The 18,434-nt window shown below is 69.8% G+C and carries 18 protein-coding genes and 1 pseudogene; 6 read left to right on the plus strand and 13 right to left on the minus strand.

The genetic code is table 11. The annotated features are described in order from the left end of the window. Positions 1–295 precede the first annotated feature (295 nt). Both AAG742_RS07765 and AAG742_RS07770 read left to right on the plus strand, forming a co-directional pair. Entirely contained in the window at positions 296–718 is a 423-nt protein-coding gene (locus tag AAG742_RS07765; RefSeq protein WP_343281984.1) for an HIT family protein, read from the plus strand. Between the two features lie 200 nt (positions 719–918). After that, positions 919–1,395, plus strand: coding sequence for a DUF664 domain-containing protein (locus AAG742_RS07770; protein ID WP_343281985.1), 477 nt, complete (start codon positions 919–921; stop codon positions 1,393–1,395). A 235-nt stretch (positions 1,396–1,630) separates the two neighbouring features. Here AAG742_RS07770 and AAG742_RS07775 read toward each other — a convergent pair whose 3' ends face one another. The 3 genes from AAG742_RS07775 to AAG742_RS07785 all read right to left on the minus strand — a co-directional run bounded on the left by AAG742_RS07775 (position 1,631) and on the right by AAG742_RS07785 (position 3,737). Continuing rightward, positions 1,631–1,996, minus strand: coding sequence for an SdpI family protein (locus AAG742_RS07775; protein ID WP_343281986.1), 366 nt, complete (start codon positions 1,994–1,996; stop codon positions 1,631–1,633). 234 nt (positions 1,997–2,230) lie between these two features. Beyond that, entirely contained in the window at positions 2,231–3,103 is an 873-nt protein-coding gene (locus tag AAG742_RS07780; protein ID WP_343281987.1) for a nucleotidyl transferase AbiEii/AbiGii toxin family protein, read from the minus strand. Continuing rightward, the gene (locus AAG742_RS07785) at positions 3,051–3,737 is read right to left on the minus strand and encodes a helix-turn-helix domain-containing protein (protein WP_343281988.1); all 687 of its coding nucleotides are present in this window, start codon (positions 3,735–3,737) and stop codon (positions 3,051–3,053) included. The genes AAG742_RS07780 and AAG742_RS07785 overlap by 53 nt, the downstream gene beginning before the upstream one ends. 216 nt (positions 3,738–3,953) lie before the next feature. On the opposite strand from AAG742_RS07785, the gene AAG742_RS07790 reads away from it, so the two are divergent. Continuing rightward, entirely contained in the window at positions 3,954–4,964 is a 1,011-nt protein-coding gene (locus tag AAG742_RS07790) for an IS481 family transposase (protein ID WP_298987955.1), read from the plus strand. A gap of 75 nt (positions 4,965–5,039) precedes the next feature. Here the strand turns inward: AAG742_RS07790 and AAG742_RS07795 are convergent, their stop codons facing one another. The 4 genes from AAG742_RS07795 to AAG742_RS07810 form a co-directional block, all read right to left on the minus strand. After that, positions 5,040–6,107 carry a hypothetical protein gene (locus AAG742_RS07795; RefSeq protein ID WP_343281989.1) on the minus strand — a complete coding sequence of 356 codons (1,068 nt, stop codon included), beginning with the start codon at positions 6,105–6,107 and terminating at the stop codon, positions 5,040–5,042. A 348-nt stretch (positions 6,108–6,455) separates the two neighbouring features. After that, positions 6,456–7,025, minus strand: a complete 570-nt coding sequence (locus AAG742_RS07800) for a recombinase family protein (RefSeq protein WP_343281990.1) — start codon at positions 7,023–7,025, stop codon at positions 6,456–6,458. Positions 7,026–7,217: 192 nt separating this feature from the next. Next, a complete protein-coding gene (locus tag AAG742_RS07805; RefSeq protein ID WP_343281991.1) occupies positions 7,218–7,820 on the minus strand; it encodes a cadmium resistance transporter in 603 nt (200 codons plus the stop codon). Next, complete coding sequence (locus AAG742_RS07810) at positions 7,817–8,176, minus strand: metalloregulator ArsR/SmtB family transcription factor (RefSeq protein WP_006590980.1); 360 nt, start codon at positions 8,174–8,176, stop codon at positions 7,817–7,819. The genes AAG742_RS07805 and AAG742_RS07810 overlap by 4 nt, the downstream gene beginning before the upstream one ends. Positions 8,177–8,347: 171 nt before the next feature. On the opposite strand from AAG742_RS07810, the pseudogene AAG742_RS07815 reads away from it, so the two are divergent. The 3 genes and pseudogenes from AAG742_RS07815 (at position 8,348) to AAG742_RS07825 (ending at position 11,442) form a co-directional block, all read left to right on the plus strand. Continuing rightward, positions 8,348–9,516: pseudogene (locus AAG742_RS07815) on the plus strand (IS3 family transposase). A 492-nt stretch (positions 9,517–10,008) separates the two neighbouring features. Then, positions 10,009–11,079 carry an NYN domain-containing protein gene (locus AAG742_RS07820; RefSeq protein WP_248117646.1) on the plus strand — a complete coding sequence of 357 codons (1,071 nt, stop codon included), beginning with the start codon at positions 10,009–10,011 and terminating at the stop codon, positions 11,077–11,079. 129 nt (positions 11,080–11,208) lie between these two features. Further along, complete coding sequence (locus AAG742_RS07825; RefSeq protein WP_298712077.1) at positions 11,209–11,442, plus strand: hypothetical protein; 234 nt, start codon at positions 11,209–11,211, stop codon at positions 11,440–11,442. A 15-nt stretch (positions 11,443–11,457) separates the two neighbouring features. Here AAG742_RS07825 and AAG742_RS07830 read toward each other — a convergent pair whose 3' ends face one another. The 6 genes from AAG742_RS07830 to hemE form a co-directional block, all read right to left on the minus strand. Further along, a complete protein-coding gene (locus tag AAG742_RS07830; RefSeq protein ID WP_298712075.1) occupies positions 11,458–12,363 on the minus strand; it encodes a uroporphyrinogen-III synthase in 906 nt (301 codons plus the stop codon). Position 12,364: 1 nt separating this feature from the next. Continuing rightward, a complete protein-coding gene (hemC, locus tag AAG742_RS07835) occupies positions 12,365–13,564 on the minus strand; it encodes a hydroxymethylbilane synthase (protein ID WP_343281992.1) in 1,200 nt (399 codons plus the stop codon). Between the two features lie 6 nt (positions 13,565–13,570). Beyond that, the gene (locus tag AAG742_RS07840) at positions 13,571–14,818 is read right to left on the minus strand and encodes a ferrochelatase (protein WP_343282423.1); all 1,248 of its coding nucleotides are present in this window, start codon (positions 14,816–14,818) and stop codon (positions 13,571–13,573) included. Between the two features lie 107 nt (positions 14,819–14,925). Further along, entirely contained in the window at positions 14,926–15,642 is a 717-nt protein-coding gene (gene hemQ, locus AAG742_RS07845) for a hydrogen peroxide-dependent heme synthase (protein ID WP_298712069.1), read from the minus strand. Then, positions 15,639–17,189: an FAD-dependent oxidoreductase gene (locus tag AAG742_RS07850; protein ID WP_343281993.1), complete on the minus strand. Its 1,551-nt coding sequence runs from the start codon at positions 17,187–17,189 to the stop codon at positions 15,639–15,641. The genes hemQ and AAG742_RS07850 overlap by 4 nt, the downstream gene beginning before the upstream one ends. Further along, positions 17,186–18,379, minus strand: a complete 1,194-nt coding sequence (hemE, locus tag AAG742_RS07855; RefSeq protein ID WP_343281994.1) for a uroporphyrinogen decarboxylase — start codon at positions 18,377–18,379, stop codon at positions 17,186–17,188. The genes AAG742_RS07850 and hemE overlap by 4 nt, the downstream gene beginning before the upstream one ends. Positions 18,380–18,434 lie beyond the last annotated feature (55 nt).

Consider the following 18,434-nt stretch of genomic DNA (forward strand, 5'->3'; position numbering starts at 1 on the left):
CAGCAGGGTAGAGCTGCGGCAAGTGAAGAGTCAGAAGGTCAGTGGGCACAGTTGTTCCTCTCGTGATGGTGGGGTGTTCAGCGCGATGCCGTCAGAGAGTGAACATGGCTAGGAAGATAGCAGTGCAGAGGCGCAGTGGAGATAGGGCGAGACGCTCGGAGTGTGAGGGGCTGGTCTCGCGCTCGTGGAAGCGCAGCCGCGAACGGTCGTTTGCTGCGGGCGAGATCCATGCCAGTTGGCTCGCCAGCTCACGCATCTCTCCTCCCGGCGGTGCAGGCCCTCCTATAGTCGGGCGATGGGAATCTCCTGCCCCTTCTGCGAAGCCGCCGAGCGGCGCACCCCCGCCCATGTGGTCACCGAAGCTGCGCTTTCGCTCGTCTTCCTTGACCTCTATCCGGTCGCAGACGGTCACTGCCTCATCACCCCTCGGCGCCATGTCCCCACACTCTCCGACCTCCGACCCGAGGAAGGCGCCGAGATGTTCACCCTCGCCACGCGAGTGGCCGGCGTCATCCGTAGGACCCTGGCTCCCGCGGTGAACCTGCACCTATCAGACGGCGTTGAAGCCGAACAGGACGTGCCCCATGCTCACCCGCACGTGATCCCTCGCCACCGCGACGATCAGGTGTCGATCCACCTGCCCCCGTCCTCGACCCCGACAAGCCCGGAAGCAACCGTAACGGCGCTACGGATTGGGCTGCACATACAGAGCAGCTAGGCAGATGCGGCACAACCGGTCGTTTGTGGCTAACGGAATCCACGCCACAACCCTCGTCACCACTTCCGGCAGTGGCTACTCCACCACTCGCATTCCGGGGCGCGCCGGCCCGCACGTGCGCCCGGGGGGACACAAAGAGGTCGGGCCTGGTCGGACAGAGTGCTCCATGAGGTGAGCGAACCGCATGCCACACTGCGTGCATGAGCCAGTTGAGCCAGTACGAAGTGATCCTGGGATACGCGTTGGAGAAGTTCGACACCATCGTGGCCATCCTCAGCCAGATGGATGATGAGACCGCGAACACCGCGTTGCCGGTTGCCGGCTCGAACAGCCCATACGTGATCCTGACTCACTGCCTGGGGATGATGCGCCGCTGGTCGAGCACGGTGAATCTGGGCCGACCGGTTCCGCGGGACCGCGCTGCGGAGTTCCGTGCCCGTGGCTTGCTCCCCACGCTGCTGGCCGAGGCCGCGCGGGTGCGAGAGGCCTTCATCCGGGACGTGGAAGCCACCGACCTTGATGCTGCACCTGCGGACCTGCCGCAGGGGCCTCGGCCGGCGTACCAGTTGGCAGATTGCCGGGCGGTGTTGCTGCACGTGATCGAGGAGCTGGCCCAGCATCTTGGGCACCTGGAGATCACCCGGGACCTGCTCGCGCAGACCACTGATCCCGCCTGAGCGACAGCCCCGGTCAGTTCGTCTAGTGCCTGGCCGCGCGCCGGGCGTTGATCCCACCGAGATGGCGGAGATTGATCGGTGCGAGTCACACGCGATGGCTGAGGACGAACAACGGGCGCGGACCTTGAATGGCCCGTGGCGTCTCGGCTCCGTCGTGCAGGTGTGCGTGGCCTCGTGATGTGCACGACGCTGCGGGCACGGAGAACGGGCCACACTCCACACACGCTCTACTTGGTCACGCCGTCAAACGCGCGCCTCGACTCGCCACTCGCGCAATCCAGAAGACTCCCCCGAGCAGGAATACATACCCCGCGCTGAACAGCACCAACACCAGCAGGCTCGGCTCGTCGGAACCCGACAGAATCCCGGCGACGAACATGGCAGCCGCCGCAACTGTGCTCACGGCGCAGACAAAACGCGTCGCCGGCAGGGCAGCGTGGTGCCCCCGACGCCACGCCTCTTCGGATGCTGTCGTAGCTGCCGTTCGGATGCCGATGGCGCTGTTATTTGCCAGGTCACCTGTAGCGGCCGCTCTCGTCACCAGCCACACCATTACCGCCGTCCCAAGAAGGCCGATACCTCCGATCACACCTACCCACATGGAATACCCCTTCCACTCTCACAGGTCTTGCGCTGTGATGCACAGCACGTTCAGAGTAACAGTCACTTTCTGAACGCTGTTTGCCTCAAACGGTCTATCTCTTGACAGTCTCCCACGAAGACGACCACACGCCCCCAGGCAGGGCACAGGCCGTCAAAGTCCATGTAGAAGATAACTTCGACCCAGGCGCCATCTACGACACGATCCCCTTACACGTACGGCGTACACGCAGGGTCAGGAGCTGGGGAAGAGACGGTAGGAAGCTGCACGCGTGCTAGCCACTCCCAGGCCATCTCCAGCATCGAGGCCCGCCTCATATCCCAGAAGGTCCTCCACGGCGAGTGCCGCGTCCGTCGCCTCGTCACGGCTGATTCCGGCATCTGACAGCCGGTGATCGTTGCCCATCCACCCCAGGAACCGGCGAAGTCGAGTTCCGGCGGACCCGTGCAGGGGTGGGTCCGGTGCGGCATCGTCAAGCAGGCCTGCCAATGCCACGGCGTCCTGTAGGTGTCTCTCCCGGTCACGGGAGTCCGCACGGTAGGCCTCGATCTTCAGTTCCAATGCCCCGATCAGATCCGGGACAGCGATGACCACAGGGCCCTGCGTCGTGAGAACCTCGACATAGAGGAGCCGCTCCAGCGCGTTGCGGCCACCTGGTGCCTGCACGGGCAGCGGCTGGGGCAGCTCTTGCTCGGCAGGCGGGGGCACATGGTCAGCGATGAGGAAGTCCACCTGCATGTCCCCGGCACCATCCGCGCGGGTCATGTGGTGCAACGGCGCCGAGGCGTCGATCGAGTCCTTGTCCTCATACCCCAGAGCATGAAGACCGCTGCGCAGGGCCGTGAGGTGTTGGCGCCACGTGACCTCCACACGTGCCAGAGTGTCGATGTCCCGGGTGGCGCGGGTGGGCACTTCGTCGTGGAGGCGATGGTGGAGCTGAACCATCAGTCCGCCGATCAGCACCCAGTGATCGGAGCTGACCGCCCGGGCCAGTTCGAAGACTGCCGGCCACGGGTCGGTCCACTGGCTGCCATCCACGCTCAGGTGGCGCGGCTCAGACACGATGCAGCAATCGATCGAGGACTTCTCGCCCAGCGGCCCGCTCACGGACGTCGTCGGAGTCCATGAGGTCCAGCGCCACGACCGTCTCCGTGCCCAGCAGCGCGGAGGGATCCACGTGGACGGGCACGTGGCGGATCACCACTTCCCCCTCCGCTGAGGGGTCGAGGCGGAGCCGGGACTGGAGAGCCTCGAAGTCGCCGAGCAGGTAGCCCTCCACTCGCTGGCTCCCTTCGACAGGGGCGAGCCCGAAGCGGCGAGCGAGGTCCTGTTGCTCCAGGGCGGACACCCCTGAGGCCACGAGAACGTCTGCGAGCTTGACCCGGGCTCGAGGCGAGGCGTGGAACCGGTGGGGCTGGGCCCTGTTCTCAGCCAGTCGGTGCATCTCGGGGGCGGTGAGCGTTCGCAGACGGGAGCGCAGACGGGAGATCCGCGGCTGGTCGAGGAGGGCACGTCCGTTTCCTCCGGTGAGGAGGTCGACGGCGGCCCAGGCGGTCTGCGGAGCCCAGGTGCGGCCTGTACCCGGTGCCCTGCGGACACGACGGGTCAGGGCGCGCTCATCGATGAACCAGGATTCCCCAAGCCGGCGGGCCGGCATATCGCCCTCCTCGGCGAGGCGCCGCACATGCCGGTCAGAGACCCCGAGGCGCTCGGCGGCCTCCCCCACTGTCAGAAGCGTCATGCAAGAAGAGTACCGGAGACGGACGTATTCATACATGTTCGCTGGACCCCAACCCCGAGGACCTGCCATGCCGACCGCCCAGAGCGCCTGGCCCTTTCACTAGATGTTGTGGGTCATGAGGTTCTTGGCACGAGGGCCGGGCTGAGATGAGACGAGTGGGCCTCTCCCGCAGGATGGAAGTTCCTACACCACCCATCCGCGCAAAGAGACCCACTCATGACTCACGCTAATGCACCCCTGACTCCCACCGGCCGTCTCAGGATGGTCCAACGCCACCTGAACGACGGCATCCCCCAAGCGCACGTGGCCGCCGAGTTCCGCGTCAGCCGCCCCACGGTGGCCACCTGGGTAGCCCGCTACCGCGCCGAGGGCGAGGCCGGGCTGCTCGACCGGCCCAGCCGTCCGCGCCGTTCACCTGCCCAGCTCGACCCCGAGGTGGTGGCTCAGATCCAGACCCTGCGTCGCAGGGAGAAGTGGTCGGCCCGCCGGATCCATCACCACCTCGTCTCCGAGGGCCACCGGGTGTGTCTTCGTACCGTGGGACGGTGGCTGCACCGGGCCGGGCTCTCCCGGCTACGGGACCTGACCCCGGCCGGGGAAGACCTGCGCCAGCAGCCGGCCCAGAGGATCACCGCGCGGGGGCCGGGGCACATGGTGCACCTGGACGTGAAGAAGATCGGGAAGATCCCTGACGGGGGAGGCTGGCGTGCTCACGGACGGGACTCCGAGAACGCGCGAGCGGCCAAGCGCGGGCCTGGCCGACGGGTCGGGTACACGTACCTGCACTCGGCGATCGACGGGTTCACCCGCCTGGCCTACACCGAGGCGTTGGAGGATGAGCGGACGGTGACCACGATCGGGTTCTTCTGCCGGGCGCGGGCGTTCTTCGCCGCCCACGGCATCACCGTGGACCGGGTGGTCACGGACAACGGGAACAACTACCGGGCCGTGGACTTCACCCGGAAGGTGGTCTCGCTCGGGGGTCGGCACCACCGGATCCGGCCCTACACCCCGCGCCATAACGGGAAGGTCGAACGCTACAACCGGCTGATGGTCGATGAGGTCCTCTACGCCCGCCCGTACTCCTCAGAGACGGCCCGGCGTGAGGCCCTGGCGGTGTGGGTGAACCACTACAACTACCATCGGCCTCATACCTCCTGCGGGGACGCCCCGCCGGCCTCACTGGCCCCGGCGCGAGTCAACAACGTCATGACCTCTTACAACTAGAGCCCGCACTCCACTAGAGCGGATACGGAAGGGCCATCGACAGCGCCCCTTGGAAGGAAACAACACGCCCTGGGACTACTTGCTCCCTGGACTCCATGGCCCGAGCGCATCCGCTAGCTGGTCTTCGACCAATCGAAGGTCGGTATTGAGAGTTTCCCAGGTGAAGATCGGCGCCACGGCTTCGATAATCCCGAACATGGGCTTGCTGAAGTCCGGGATAATGGACGGATCGTCCATCTGGTAGTGGACACTCCGGTTTCTAAGCATCTCGCCGTCACGGGAGCAGATCCGCTTCGCGACCGGATCTGCGAGGATTCCGCGAATACTTCGGGCACCGGCCGTATCGAGGCCAGAATGCCTCTTCAGAATGTAATCCAGCGCCCTGAGGGAATGATAGGTCGTGACGATACGCGCACGTAAACAGGGGCCCTCGTGACCGGACTGAGTGCGAGGAAGGTAGAGGCGGTTGGTGTTGAGATCTCCCTCAATCATTAGTAGAAGCAGCTTCTCTCCATCTTCGAACTCAGGCTCGTACCGGTTCTTCAGGTAGCGACTCGCGAGCCTGTCCTTGTACTTGATGTGTGCGTCCAGCGCAAGTGTGGGCCGCATTTCCGAAGCATCCAGGGCGGCCCCGGCAAGCACGGCAACTGTGGAGCCCCATTCGTGCGCGACCGCGTGAAGATCCTCTCCTGCCATGCGGTCCAGGTCCCCTGGGTCAAGGCCGAGCCGGTAGGCCATCGGGATCGATGCTCCAACGACACTGGACCCAATCTGGTAGAGGCCGAGGTCGCTCTCCGCCCACCGAAACCACGGGTGCGCGTTCCCCGTCAGCGCTCTGTGGGCAGTCTCCTTTGCATTGATCATTTCGGCCATGACCTGGTCTTTGGATTTTTTCTTATCGTCAAGCAACTTCGTCACGTGGCGTGCCCGGGATGTAACCGCCGCGAACTGGCGCTGCAGTCTGCCTGCAAGGGGCGGCCATCCAACCTCGGGCTTCGCCGACTGGAGGGCTAAGCTTCCCTCATAGACGATTCGGACGAAATGATGCCCGAGCAGTAAGGCAGGATAGGCCTGCGACTGCTCGTCTGCTGCGGCAGAGAGAACAACGTCCCCAACCCAGCGGGCATCCTCGGCCAGAAGCATCCGGGCAGCCCAGCCACGCGCCTCGTCTGGTGTACGACCGGTCACACTTCAGCCTTTCGAAATCACTCCGTGGACGCGGGTGAAGGGTGCACCCCTCCGGGCCTACGGTACTAACAGGTTTAAGAGGTCTAAGAAGTCTAAGAAGTCTAAGAAGTCTAAGAAGATCGTCTCGAACATCGCCCGTTGAGCAGTATGAAAAATCCCCCGCCTCCGAGGCTGGGGACTGTTCTCGAGGCAAGCACACGTACCACTTCCCGATTGGCAGACCAGAAATTGCATACGCAGCTTCCCGCACATGCCACACGGCGACCCAACTGAGATGGTTGTTGATGACACGTGCGGCAGTCACTACGGCGCGACACGACCCAGCGAGGTGTACAGCGTCTGCCGGCTCACCCCGAACGTACGCGCCACCTCGGCCTTCGGGATCCCCATCTGAATCATCACCCGCGCCTGCTCCACGTCGAAGTCCGACATCTTCGGGGCCTGCACATACTTGCCCCTCGCCTTGGCCAACGCGATGCCCTCAGCCTGGCGCCCCTTGATCCTTCGACGCTCGAACTCAGCGAACGCGGCCAGGATGCCCAGCATCAGCCCGTCCACCGGAGAGGTGCCGGACTTGTCCACGGTGATCCGCTCGGACACGAACTGCACCGCGCACCCCTTGTCCGTGAGCTCATCCACGATCGCGTACAAGTCGCGGGTGTCCCGACCGAGCCGGTCCATCGAGGCGACCTTCACCAGGTCCCCCTCCCGCACGTACTTCATCAGCTCGGCCAATCCGGCGCGCTTGGCTCGGGAGCTGCCGGAGATCTTGTCCTCGAAGACCCGGTCGCACTCCCCCACCGCCTCGAGCTGGCGGTCCAGGTTCTGCTCGGCCGAGCTCACCCGCACATAGGCCACCGTCTGTCCAACCACGTCTTAGACCCTCCGACACTTCTGTCTAACGACCCGGTTTGGTGTGGCTTCGTTCGCTTGGTGGCGGGGTTTTTGCAGCGCTCCGTGGCGGTCTTGTTGCCGCGATCACGCAGGACTGGCTGCAGGTAGGTGTCGCGGTCTGAACCGAGAGGGGTGCGCCCGGTCGGGGCCGTTTGGATCGCTGCCGCTACGTCAGAGTCCGAAGGCTCCGCCGCTGACGAGGATCACGATGCCGAGGCCGATGAGAACGATGGGGAAGAGGACGTGCTCCCAGCGTTCGAGCACTTCGGCGATCGGGGGGCGGGTGGCGACGAACTTTGCCAGGGCCACCAGGACCGCGACGAGCGCGAGGAAGACGATGCAGTAGGCGACTACTGCGAGAGGTTCCACGCTGAGGAAGACAGGGGTGTAGACGCCGATGTTGTCGCCGCCGTTGGCAAGGGTGACGCCTGCGACTGTCCACACGCCGACCTTCTTGCCGGCAACCTTGGCCTCGTCGTCATCCTCGTCATCGTCTCCGCGCCAGGCCTGCCATGCGGCCCAGAGGCCGAGGCCCAGAGGGATGAGACCGAAGTACGGGATGGCTGCCGAGGGCAGGAATGCTCCGGCGCCGATGGTCACCAGGACCGCGGCACCGAGGATGCCGGCGAATCCGAGGTACTGGCCGGCCAGAATGCGGGCGGTAGTGCCGCGCTGGCCTGCCCCTCGCGCGAAGAAGAGGGAGAGCACGATGATGTCGTCGATGTTGGTCGCTGCGAACAGGCCCATCGCCTGCAAGACCGAGGTGAGGATCATGCGCCCTCCCCAGCTGCGTCGCATCCGGGAAGCGAGCAGGCGGGATCGATGCACGGGGCGTCTTCGTCCACTGCCAGGGTGGCATCGACCAGTGCCGTCAGCGCCTGCGCCAGGTGCGAATCGGCGATCTCATATCGTGTCCGACGACCCTCAGGCTCGGAGACGACGATCCCGCAATCGCGCAGGCATGCCAGGTGGTTGGACACGTTCGGGCGTGTCAGGTCCAGATCTCGGGCCAGTTCCGCCGGGTAAGCGGGATGGTCGAGCAGGGTCAAGATGATCCGGGATCGAGTGGGGTCGGCCAGTGCACGACCCAGGCGGTTCATCACGTCGAGACGCGAAGCAATAGTCAGCATGGACTGAACTATACAGCGCGAACTGAACACTCGGTCACAGGCGTCAGCCCAGATCGCATGCCCGTAAGGGGATCCTTCACCGTACGTCGAGCGAGCTCATTCGGGACTGCTGAAGGTTCGGTTGACACCTGATCTGTGGGGACATGAGGTCCCCGCTGGAAGGATGTCGGCATGCCTGCAGCACACCCCAAGGAGTTCCGTGACGACGTGGTCGCGGTCGCCCGTCGTGGCGAGGCCCCGATCGCTCAGCTCGCCAAGGACTTCGGGATCTCCGAGTCCTGCCTACGCAACTGGCTCCATCAGGCCGATGTCGAGGACGGCCACCGTCCCGGCGTGACCAAGGCCGAGAACGAGGAGCTACGCGAGGCGCGGAAGAAGATCCGCTTGCTGGAGCAGGAGAACGAGGTCCTGCGCCGCGCCGCGGCGTACCTGTCGCAGGCGAACTTGAGGCTGGGTCAGAGCCCAAAATGACCTACCCGCTGGTCCGTGACCTTGCCGTCGACGGGATCCCCGTGACGGTGACCTGCCGGGTGCTGAAGTTCTCGACCCAGGCGTTCTATGCCTGGTGCGCCGGCCCGGTCAGCGAGCGGGACCTGGTCGACGCCTCCGCGATGAACGCCGCGTTCGAGGTCCACCGTGACGACCCTGGGTTCGGGTACCGGTTCATCGCCGACGAGCTCGCCGCGGCCGGGCACGAGATCTCGGAGCGGCGGGTGTGGAAGATCTGCTCCCAAGCACAGATCGTCTCCGCCCACGCCCGCACTCGTGGCCGGTGGAAGAAACCGGGCCCGCCCGTGCACGAAGACCTCGTCGAGCGGGACTTCACCGCGACAGGCCCGAACCGGTTGTGGCTGACCGACATCACCGAGCACGCCACCGCCGAGGGGAAGCTGTACCTGTGCGCGGTCAAGGACGTGTGGTCGCGCCGGATCATCGGCTACTCGCTCGGCGACCGGATGCCGGCCGCCCTCGCGGTTGACGCCCTCGAGATGGCCGTCGCCCGCCGCGGCCCGGGCGAGGTCACCGGCTGCGTGGTGCACGCCGATAGGGGCAGCCAGTTCCGTGCTCGGCCCTACGTCACCGCCTTGCACCGGGCCGGACTGGTCGGGTCGATGGGACGGGTGGCCTCCAGCGCGGACAACGCCGCGATGGAGTCCTTCTTCGCCCTCCTGCAGAAGAACGTCCTGAACAGCCGCCGGTGGAGCAGCCGCGCTGAGCTGCGGCTGGCGATCGTCACCTGGATCGAACGGACCTACCACCGCCGACGCCGGCAGCGCGCCCTCGGAAAGACGACACCGGTCGAGTTTGAGACCATCTACTGGCCGACGAAAGCGGCCTGAACCACCACACCCGAAGTGTCAACCGAACCTTCAGCAGTCCCGATGTTCGCCCTGGCCACGAGCATCTGCGGCTATATCCGGGCCTCCCTCGCCCCAGCGGTGAACCTGTCGCTCTCCGACGGGGCAGAAGCTGGACAAGACATCCCACACCTTCATCTGCAGGTGATCCCCCGTCATCGAGAGGATCAAGGGACGATGCCCCTACCTAGGACGTCGACGTCAGTAGACCTGCAGGAGACCGCCAGAGTACTTCGCTCCCTGGGACGCCCCAGAAGCCATTGAGGCCACCGGCCTCATTCGGTCGTTTGTGGCGTCCTCACCACGAGACTCCGAATAGCGTGCTCGTAGCTCTCTGGACACGCCACAACCGTCGCCACAACCACCTCGCCACAACCTCCGCCGCCTCACCGTTCATGGCGCGTGCTGACCACCCACACCCGGGGCCGCCGCAGTCGCCCCTCCCCACCACGATCCCCCGGCTACCCTGGAGTCATGCCTGAACCCACCGCAGCCTCCCTGCGCATCGCCGTCCTCATGGACAGTGACAACGTCTCCCCCAAGTACGCCCCGCTGATCCTCGAGGAGCTCGCCACCTACGGCACGCCCACGATCAAGCGCGCCTACGGGGACTGGACCACCACCAACCTCAACGGATGGAAGAAGGCGCTGAACCACCACGCCATCCAGCCCGTGCAGCAGTTCGCCTACACCGTGGGCAAGAACTCCTCGGACTCCGCGCTCATCATCGACGCGATGGACCTGCTCTGGATGGGCAACGTGGACGCGTTCGCGCTCGTCTCCTCCGACTCCGACTTCACCCGCCTCGCCACCCGTCTGCGCGAGTCGGGCAAGCGCGTGATCGGCCTCGGCGCCCGCAAGACGCCGGCCTCGCTGCGCAACGCCGTGGACCAGTTCATCTACCTCGAGCTGCTCGGCGCCGAGGACGACCACGACGTCGACGTCGAGACCGACGACGACGCCTCCGAGGCGTCCGACGAGTCGGGCGCCGAGAAGCCCTCGCGCTCAGGCCGAGGCCGCGGACGCGGCCGGGGTCGGGGCCGCTCCGCCGAGGACAAGGACGCGAAGGACGACGACGCCGCCTCGGTCGACCAGACCTCCGACACCGGGGCCGCCGCGGGCGGAACCGACGAGTCCGCCGCCGAGCAGGCCGACGCACCCGCAGAGCCGAAGGCCGCCGCGCGCGGTCGCCGCAGCCGCCGTGCGTCGTCGTCGGGATCGGAGGCGGCCATCGCCGAGGATCCCACGCCGCCGGAGGTGCCGGTGGACGCGGAGCCGGACGCCGACCACGACGTCGCACCGCGCATCAACCTGCAGTCCGCGCTCGTCAAGGCCGTGACCGCCACGAGCTCCGACGACGGCTGGGCCTCGATGGGCCTGATCGGCCAGCACCTGAGCCGCACCCACGTGGACTTCGACCCCCGCGACTTCGGTCACCAGAAGCTCTCCACGCTCGTGGCGGACCAGCCCTACCTGCAGACCCGCACGGAGGGCCGCTCGATCGAGGTCAGCCTCAAGCGCCGCAGCCGCCGCGCGGAGGGCTGAGCGCCCCCACCCCGCGGCGCGGACAGGGGACGGCGGGCGAGCGGTGGGCAGGCTCACCGCCCGCCCGCCGTCGCCTTGTGTTCACCCCGGATCCACCGGACGGTCCCCGAACGCCTCTAAGATGGTCGAATGGCCAACACCCTGGAGTTCCTGCGCGGCGTCGACCGCCTGCACGCCTTCTACACCGAGAACGTCCGCATGCTGGCACACGCCTATGACCTCTCGGATGAGGAGGCCTCGACGCTGCTGTCCAACACGGGCTTCGCCAACGTCGCCGTGGCCATCCTGCGCGAGCCCCGCGTGGACATCCTGGGCTCTCTGGGCGAGCGCCCGGAGGACGAGAACGGCGACGGCACCCTCTGACGCCTCGGCGCTCCGTCAGCCCAGCCCGGCGAGAGCGGCCAGCAAGCCCGCGGCGTCGGGCGTGGCGCACGTCCCCGCGAGCGGCAGGCCGAGGCGCACGCACGTGGCGCGCGTCGGCTCGCCGATGGCCAGCAGGCGCACCCGCTCCCCCGCCGCCGGCCCCAGGCCCCGTTCGGCGAACTGCTCGGCGGACGAGGAGCTCGTGAGGAGCACCACCGTGCCCGGCTCGGCCTCGGACAGCTGGGCAGGCGTCACGACGGGCGCGTCGGGAGCTGCCGTGCACGCCTCCGCGACGACCGGGTCCGAGGCGGCCACGGATCCCTCTCCCTCGGCGAGCAGCCGTCGCCACGGCGGCGTCCCGGGATACGGCACGGTGCGGTAGGCGACGGCGGTGCGCACGTCCCAGCCCGCCGCGCGGAGCCCGTCGGCCAGCGCGGGCCGGGCGAGGTCGGACTGGGGCAGCCACGCGATCGGCACGGCATGCCCCGCCGCGGGGGGCCAGAGGCCCTCGACGACCTCCGGGGCCGCCGTCGGTCCGGTCATCCCGGCCAGGATGCCCCGGGCCGACCGGTCCTCGGGGGGCGTCCAGACGCGGATGCCGGGCGAGGCGGCGACCAGCACGTGCGCCGTCCCGGGGCCGGTGGCGACCGCCCGCACGCCCTCGTCGACGCCTCCGAAGTCGTGTCCTCGCAGCGCCCGCACGGCGTTGGGGCTCGTCACCACGAGCACGCCGCGCGCACCCGGGGCGATGAGCTGCATGGACATCCTGCCGAGGGCGTCCGCCTCCGCGCCGCCGGTCAGCACGAAGTCCACGAGCGGCAGGAACGCGACCTCCACGGCCTCCCCGCCCACGACGGCGCCCGACAGCCGGGCCTCCAGGGCTCCGGCCTGAGCGGGCTGCCGGGTGAGCAGGACGCGCACGTCAGGCCTCGGTGTCGGTGCCGGTGGCGTCGACGTCGGCGGGGGTGCCGCCCTCGTAGACGTCCTCGGCGGACTCCTTCACGCCGCGCACGGTGCCGGGCAGCAGGTCCGCGCCCTCCGCGATGAACAGCTCCGCCAAGTGCACCCCGAGGGCCTCGGCGGCGAGGAACAGGGTGTCCTCGATCCACTCGGCGGCCTCGGCCGGGTCGGCGGCGACGTCGTCCGGCACGGGGTCCAGCTGCACGGAGGAGGTGCGGCGCAGCACCTGGGAGCCGTCGACGGCGGCCACCATCGCCCGCATCTCGATGCGAGGCGCCCCGGAGTCGAGGTCCTCCACGGTGGCGAGCGCCCCGATCGGCGCGGCACAGCCGGCTTCGAGGCGGCGCAGCAGCGCCCGCTCGGCGGTCACGGCCACATGCGTGGGCAGGTCGTCCACCAGCTCGAGGGCACTCCGCAGGACGGCCTCGTCCGAGTCCGGATCGAGGCCCGCGAGCCCCCCGGCCGGGCCGTCCATCAGGGACTCGTCGAGCAGGGGCCGCTCGTCGGCGCGGATCTCCACGGCCAGGGCCCCCTGGCCCGGCGCCGGGACGAGGACGTCCGGGTCGATGCGCTCGGTGATGACCTCGCCCATGCCGAGCCGGTCCAGCCCGGCGCACGCGAGGATCACGGCGTCGAGGTCGCCGCGGGGGGCTCCGGCCGCGGCGGGGGCGCCGTCGTCGTGCTGCTCGAGCCCCGGCACGCGCGCCAGGCGCGTCTGCACGTTGCCGCGGATGTCCACGAGCTCGAGGTCGGGCCGCAGCGCCTTGAGCTGGGCCACCCGGCGGGGCGAGCCCGTGCCCACCCGCGCACCCTCGGGCAGGGTCTCCAGGGTCAGGCCGTCCCGCGCGCACAGGGCGTCGCGCACGTCCGCGCGCGCGGGCACCGCCGCGATCTCCAGGCCCGTCGGCTGGGCGGCCGGCAGGTCCTTGAGGGAGTGGACGGCGGCGTCCACCGCGCCGTCGAGGATCGCCGCGCGCAGGGCCGACGCGAACACCCCGGTGCCCCCCAGCGAGGCGAGCGATCCGGTGGTCACGTCGCCCTCCGTGCGGATCACCACGAGCTCATGGGACAGCCCGGCGCGCTCCGACACGGCCTCCGCCGTCTGCCGGGTCTGCGTGGTGGCCAGGGCCGAGCCACGCGTGCCGATGCGCAGTGCCTCCATGACGGCTCAGGCCTCCGGGGGCTCGACGGCGGCGTCAGCGGCGGTGCCGTCGGACCCCGCCTGGTGCTCGGCGAGCCCTCGCACCGGCGCGTCCACGGCCGACGTCGTGGGGCGCACCGAGCCGTCCCGCATCACCTTGGAGCAGCAGTCCGGACGGCACACGTCGTACCAGGCCGGGAAGCAGCCCTGGGCGGCGCGGCCCTCGCGGCGGCCCAGGCGCTCCTCCACGATGTCCACGAGCCCGGCCACGAAGCGCGGGTCCGCCCCCGGGGTCGGGGTGCGGCGGAAGCCGACGCCCAGCTCGGCCGCGGTGTCCTTCGCCTCGGTGTCGAGGTCCCACACGACCTCCATGTGGTCCGACACGAAGCCCAGCGGCACGACCACGAAGCCCGCCACCGCGCGGCCCGTCTCGTCCACCGGCGCCTCGGGGCCGGCCAGGTTCTCCATGGCGTCGTTGATGTCCGGCTCGAGCCACGGCACCGACGGCGGGCCGGAGCGGGACTGGTACACCAGGGACCAGTCGACGTCCTCGCCACCCGGCACGCCCGCGAGGATCTCGCGGGCCACGTCCAGGTGCTGCGCGGAGTAGACGTCCGCGCCCTCGACCTCGCCCGGCTCGCCGCCGGCGGCCTCGCGGAGCGCGGCGGCGGTGCCGCGCGGCCCGGCCGCGGCGGCGTCGGAGACGGGGATCGAGTGGGTGGCGAACAGCACGTGGATCCGGGCGTCCTCGCCGAGCTCCGCGCGCAGGGACGCCAGGTCGGCGGCGAGACCCTCGCGGAAGGGGGCGATGAAACCGGGGTGGTTGAAGTACTGGCGCGTCTTGTCCAGGTCCACCTTCCCCTCCAGGCCGGTCTTCTCCATCGCCATGCCCATGTCCTCGCGGTACTGGCGGCACGAGGAGTAGCAGGAGTAGGCCGAGGTGGTGACGGTGAGGATCCGGCGATGGCCGTCCTCGTGCATCTGGCGCAGCGCGTCCGGGACGTACGGCTCCCAGTTGCGGTTGCCCCAGTAGACGGGCAGGTCCATGCCACGGGAGGCCAGCTCGGCCTCGATCGCGGCCTTCAGCACCCGGTTCTGCCCGTTGATGGGGCTGACCCCGCCGTTGGCGCGGTAGTGGGTGGCCACCTCCTCGAGGCGCTCGTCAGGGATCCCGCGGCCGCGCGTGACGTTGCGCAGGAACGGGATCACGTCCTCCTGGCCCTCGGGCCCGCCGAAGGAGGCGAGCAGCAGCGCGTCGTACTCCTTGGGCGCCATGGCGCCCGCGGCGTCGTAGTCGAGGCCCGGCTCGGCCCGCTCGACCTCGATCGGTCCGGACGGGATCGTCTCGGCGGGGGCGCCCCCCGCGGCGTTCTGTCCGCTCATCAGGCCAGCACCTCCAGCAGCTCGGCGGTCTCCACACGGCGGCCCGTGTAGAACGGGACCTCCTCGCGCACGTGCATGCGCGTCTCGTTGTTGCGCAGGTGGCGCATCATGTCCACGAGGTCCTTCAGCTCCGGAGCCTCCAGGCCCAGCAGCCACTCCCAGTCGTTGAGGCCGAACGCGCTCGTGGTGTTGGCCCACACCTGCGGGAAGTCCTGGCCCAGCTTGCCGTGCTCGCGCAGCATGCGGGCGCGCTCCTTGGGGTCGAGCAGGTACCAGTCGTACGAGCGGACGAACGGGTAGAAGCACAGCCAGTCCAGCGGCTTGCGGCCCATCGCGAAGGCCGGCACGTGCTCCTTGTTGAACTCCGCCATCCGGTCCGCACCCATCGCGGACATCACCGTGGTGGTGCGCTCCAGGAGGCGGGTGCGGCGCAGGGCGCGGATGCCGGACTGCAGGTCCTCGGGGGTCTGCGAGTACATCCACACCATGACGTCGCCGGCCTCGCGCATGCCGGAGATGTCGTAGGTGCCGCGCACGGTCACGCCGCGGCCGGCGAGGCCCTCGACGACGGCGTCGAACTCCTTGACCGCCTTGCGCGCCTCCTTGCCGGACAGGTCCAGCCAGCCCGGCTCACCCTGCGGGCGGGCGAACATCGTATAGGTGGTGAACCAGTCCTTGCCGGCGGCGGCAGGAGTGGTGGTCGCGTCCTGGGTCATGGTGTTCCGTCCTCGTTCATCTCGTCGTTCTTCGTCGTTGCGTCCAGATCGGCTCGGGCACCGTCGGCCGCGAACACGGCCTCCACCCCGGCCACGATGGCGGCCAGGCCGGTCCCGTGCACCCAGCTTCCCACCGCGTCCAGGCCCGGCACGGGCGCGGCCCATGCGAGCAGCGCGTCGGTAGCCTCCCGATCGGGCCCGGCCTGGGGCGGGATGGAGTGGCGCCAGCGCGTGACGGCGCGGGCCACCACGTCCTGCTCGGCCAGCGGCACCCCGGTGAGGGCGGCGGCATCGGCGAGGCCCTGGGTGAGGAGCTCCTCATCCCCGGAGCGGGGGCCGAGCTGCTCGTCCCCGCCGCCGTGGCGCCCGTAGGAGAGACGCAGCACGTGCCGGTGCGGGTGGCGCGGCTCGCCGTCGGCGCCGGGACGGGCCACGACGTCGCGCAGCCAGTCCCACTTGACGGTCGCGTGGGTGAGGGCCTTCGCCGCCACATCGGTGCCCTCGGCCACGAGCACGCCCGTGCCGCGCGGGGCGGCGTCGAGCCCGGGGGCGTCGACCACGAAGGTGGCGAGCGCGACGCCGTCGGACAGTGCCGGCCCGTCAGCCTCGCCGAGCACGCCGTGGGAGAGCGGGGAGAGCAGGTCCCATGCGGTGGACCCGTCCACGGCGAGGACCACGCGGTCCACGTCGAGCCCGCGCACCACCTCGTCGTCGCGGTCGGAGATCTGGGCCCACCACCCCTCACCCACGCGGGAGAGGGCGGCCACGCGCACGCCGCGGAGCACGGCGACCCCGTCCTCGCGGAGGGACTCCACGAGGCGTGTCGTCAGGCGGTTCATGCCGCCCTCGAGGCCGGCGACGGCGGCGCCGGGCGTGGCGCCCCCGCGCAGGGCCGCGACGCCGGCGGCGAGGCCGCCCTGGGCGACCGCGGCCGCGAGCAGGCCTGGCGCCACGCGCTCCACGTCCACCACGGCGGGGTCGGCGGAGTGCACGCCGCCGACCACGGGGCCCACGAGGCGCGTGAGCACCTCCTCCCCCATCCGGTCGGCGACCAGTTCGGCGACGGTGACGGGGCGGCCCGCGGCGAGGGCCTCGGTCCACCGGTCCATCGGCGCGTGCGCGTCGGCCCGGGCGCGCTCGAGCCCCGCGGGGCTCAGGGCCCGGGCGAGGTCGTCGGCGTCGAGGTCGCCGGGGATGCCCAGGAGGCCCAGGCGGGGGGCCGGCACCGTGGCCTCCGGGCCGTGGAGCCACGAGCCCAGCGGGGCGGGCGCGACGATGCGGCCGCCGAGCCCAAGCTCCTCCAGGAGGGCCCGCACGGCGGTTCCGCGCACCGCGAACGACTCCGCGCCGCCGTCGAGCTCCAGGGCCTGGGTGCATCCCGTCCCGGACTGCGAGATCGAGGGGACGTCGAGGAAGCGGGAGGACAGCGCGCCGCCGAGCACCGAGGTGGCCTCGGCGAGGGTGACGTCCCAGCCCGCCTGGTGCAGCCGGCGGGCGGAGAGCAGGCCGGCGATGCCGCCGCCCACCACGAGGGCCGTCCCGCTCACGCGCGCCCCCCCGGGGTCGCGGGGATCGAGTGCACGAGCTCGACCACGCGGGTGAGCACGTCCGGGTCGGTCTCGGGCGGCACCCCGTGGGCCAGGTTCACCACGTGGCCGGGGGCCGCCGCGCCGGAGGCGACGACGCCGCGCACGTGCGCCTCGAGCACGGGCCACGGGGCGGCGAGGAGGGCCGGGTCGACGTTGCCCTGCAACGGGACCGCACCGCGCCCGTCGGCGCCCGGATTCGCGCGGAGGCGGCGATCGGCCTCGGTGAGCGTGAGGCGGTGGTCGACGCCGACGGCGGAGGCGCCGGCGTCGCGCATGTGGTGGAGGAAGTCGCCCGTGCCGGTGCCGAAGTGCAGCAGCGGCGCGCCCCCGGGCACGCCCGGGCCGGCCATGTCGCCCACGTGGGCGAGGGCCGCGGCCGAGTGCGCCTGGACGTGCTCGAGGTAGTCGTCCGCGGAGAGCGAGCCGGCCCACGAGTCGAACAGCTGGGCCGCCGAAGCGCCGGCCTCGAGCTGCGCACGGAGGAACTGGCCGGAGACCCGCGCGGCCCAGCCGGCCAGCGCCGCCCACGCCTGCGGATCGCCGTGCATCATGCGGCGCGGCCCGAAGTGGTCTCGGGAGGGACGGCCCTCCACCATGTAGGCGGCCAGCGTGAAGGGGGCGCCCGCGAAGCCGATGAGCGGCCGGTCCCCGAGCTCGGCGACGGTGGCGGCGACGGCCTCGCGGATCACGTCCAGGGCGGAGTCCTCGAGGTCCGGCAGCGCCGCGGCGTCCCGGGCGGTGCGCACGGGGGCGCCCAGCACGGGGCCCACACCGGGCTGGATCTCGACGTCCACGCCGGCGAGCTTCAACGGCACCACGATGTCGGAGAAGAAGATGGCCGCGTCCACGTCGTGGCGCCGCACGGGCTGGAGGGTGATCTCCCGGACGAGCTCGGGCATGAGGCAGGACTCGAGCATGCCGACGCCCTCACGGACCTTCTTGTACTCCGGCAGCGATCGGCCGGCCTGGCGCATGAACCACACGGGGCGGCGGGAGGGCTGCTGGCCGCGCAGCGCCCGGATGAGCGGGCTGGCCGCGGTGGAGCGAGCGGTGTCGCCCGTGCGGAGCGGGTGCCCGGCGGGGAGCGCGGGGGCGGGGACGCCGGCGTCCGGCGTGCCGCCCTCGGGAGTCAGAGGATCAGTGGACATGACCCCATCCTCGCACCGGCTCCGCCCGCAGGCATATCGCGACGGCTGTGACGCG

The organism is Micrococcus sp. 2A (genome assembly GCF_039519235.1).
Classification (GTDB): Bacteria; Actinomycetota; Actinomycetes; order Actinomycetales; family Micrococcaceae; genus Micrococcus.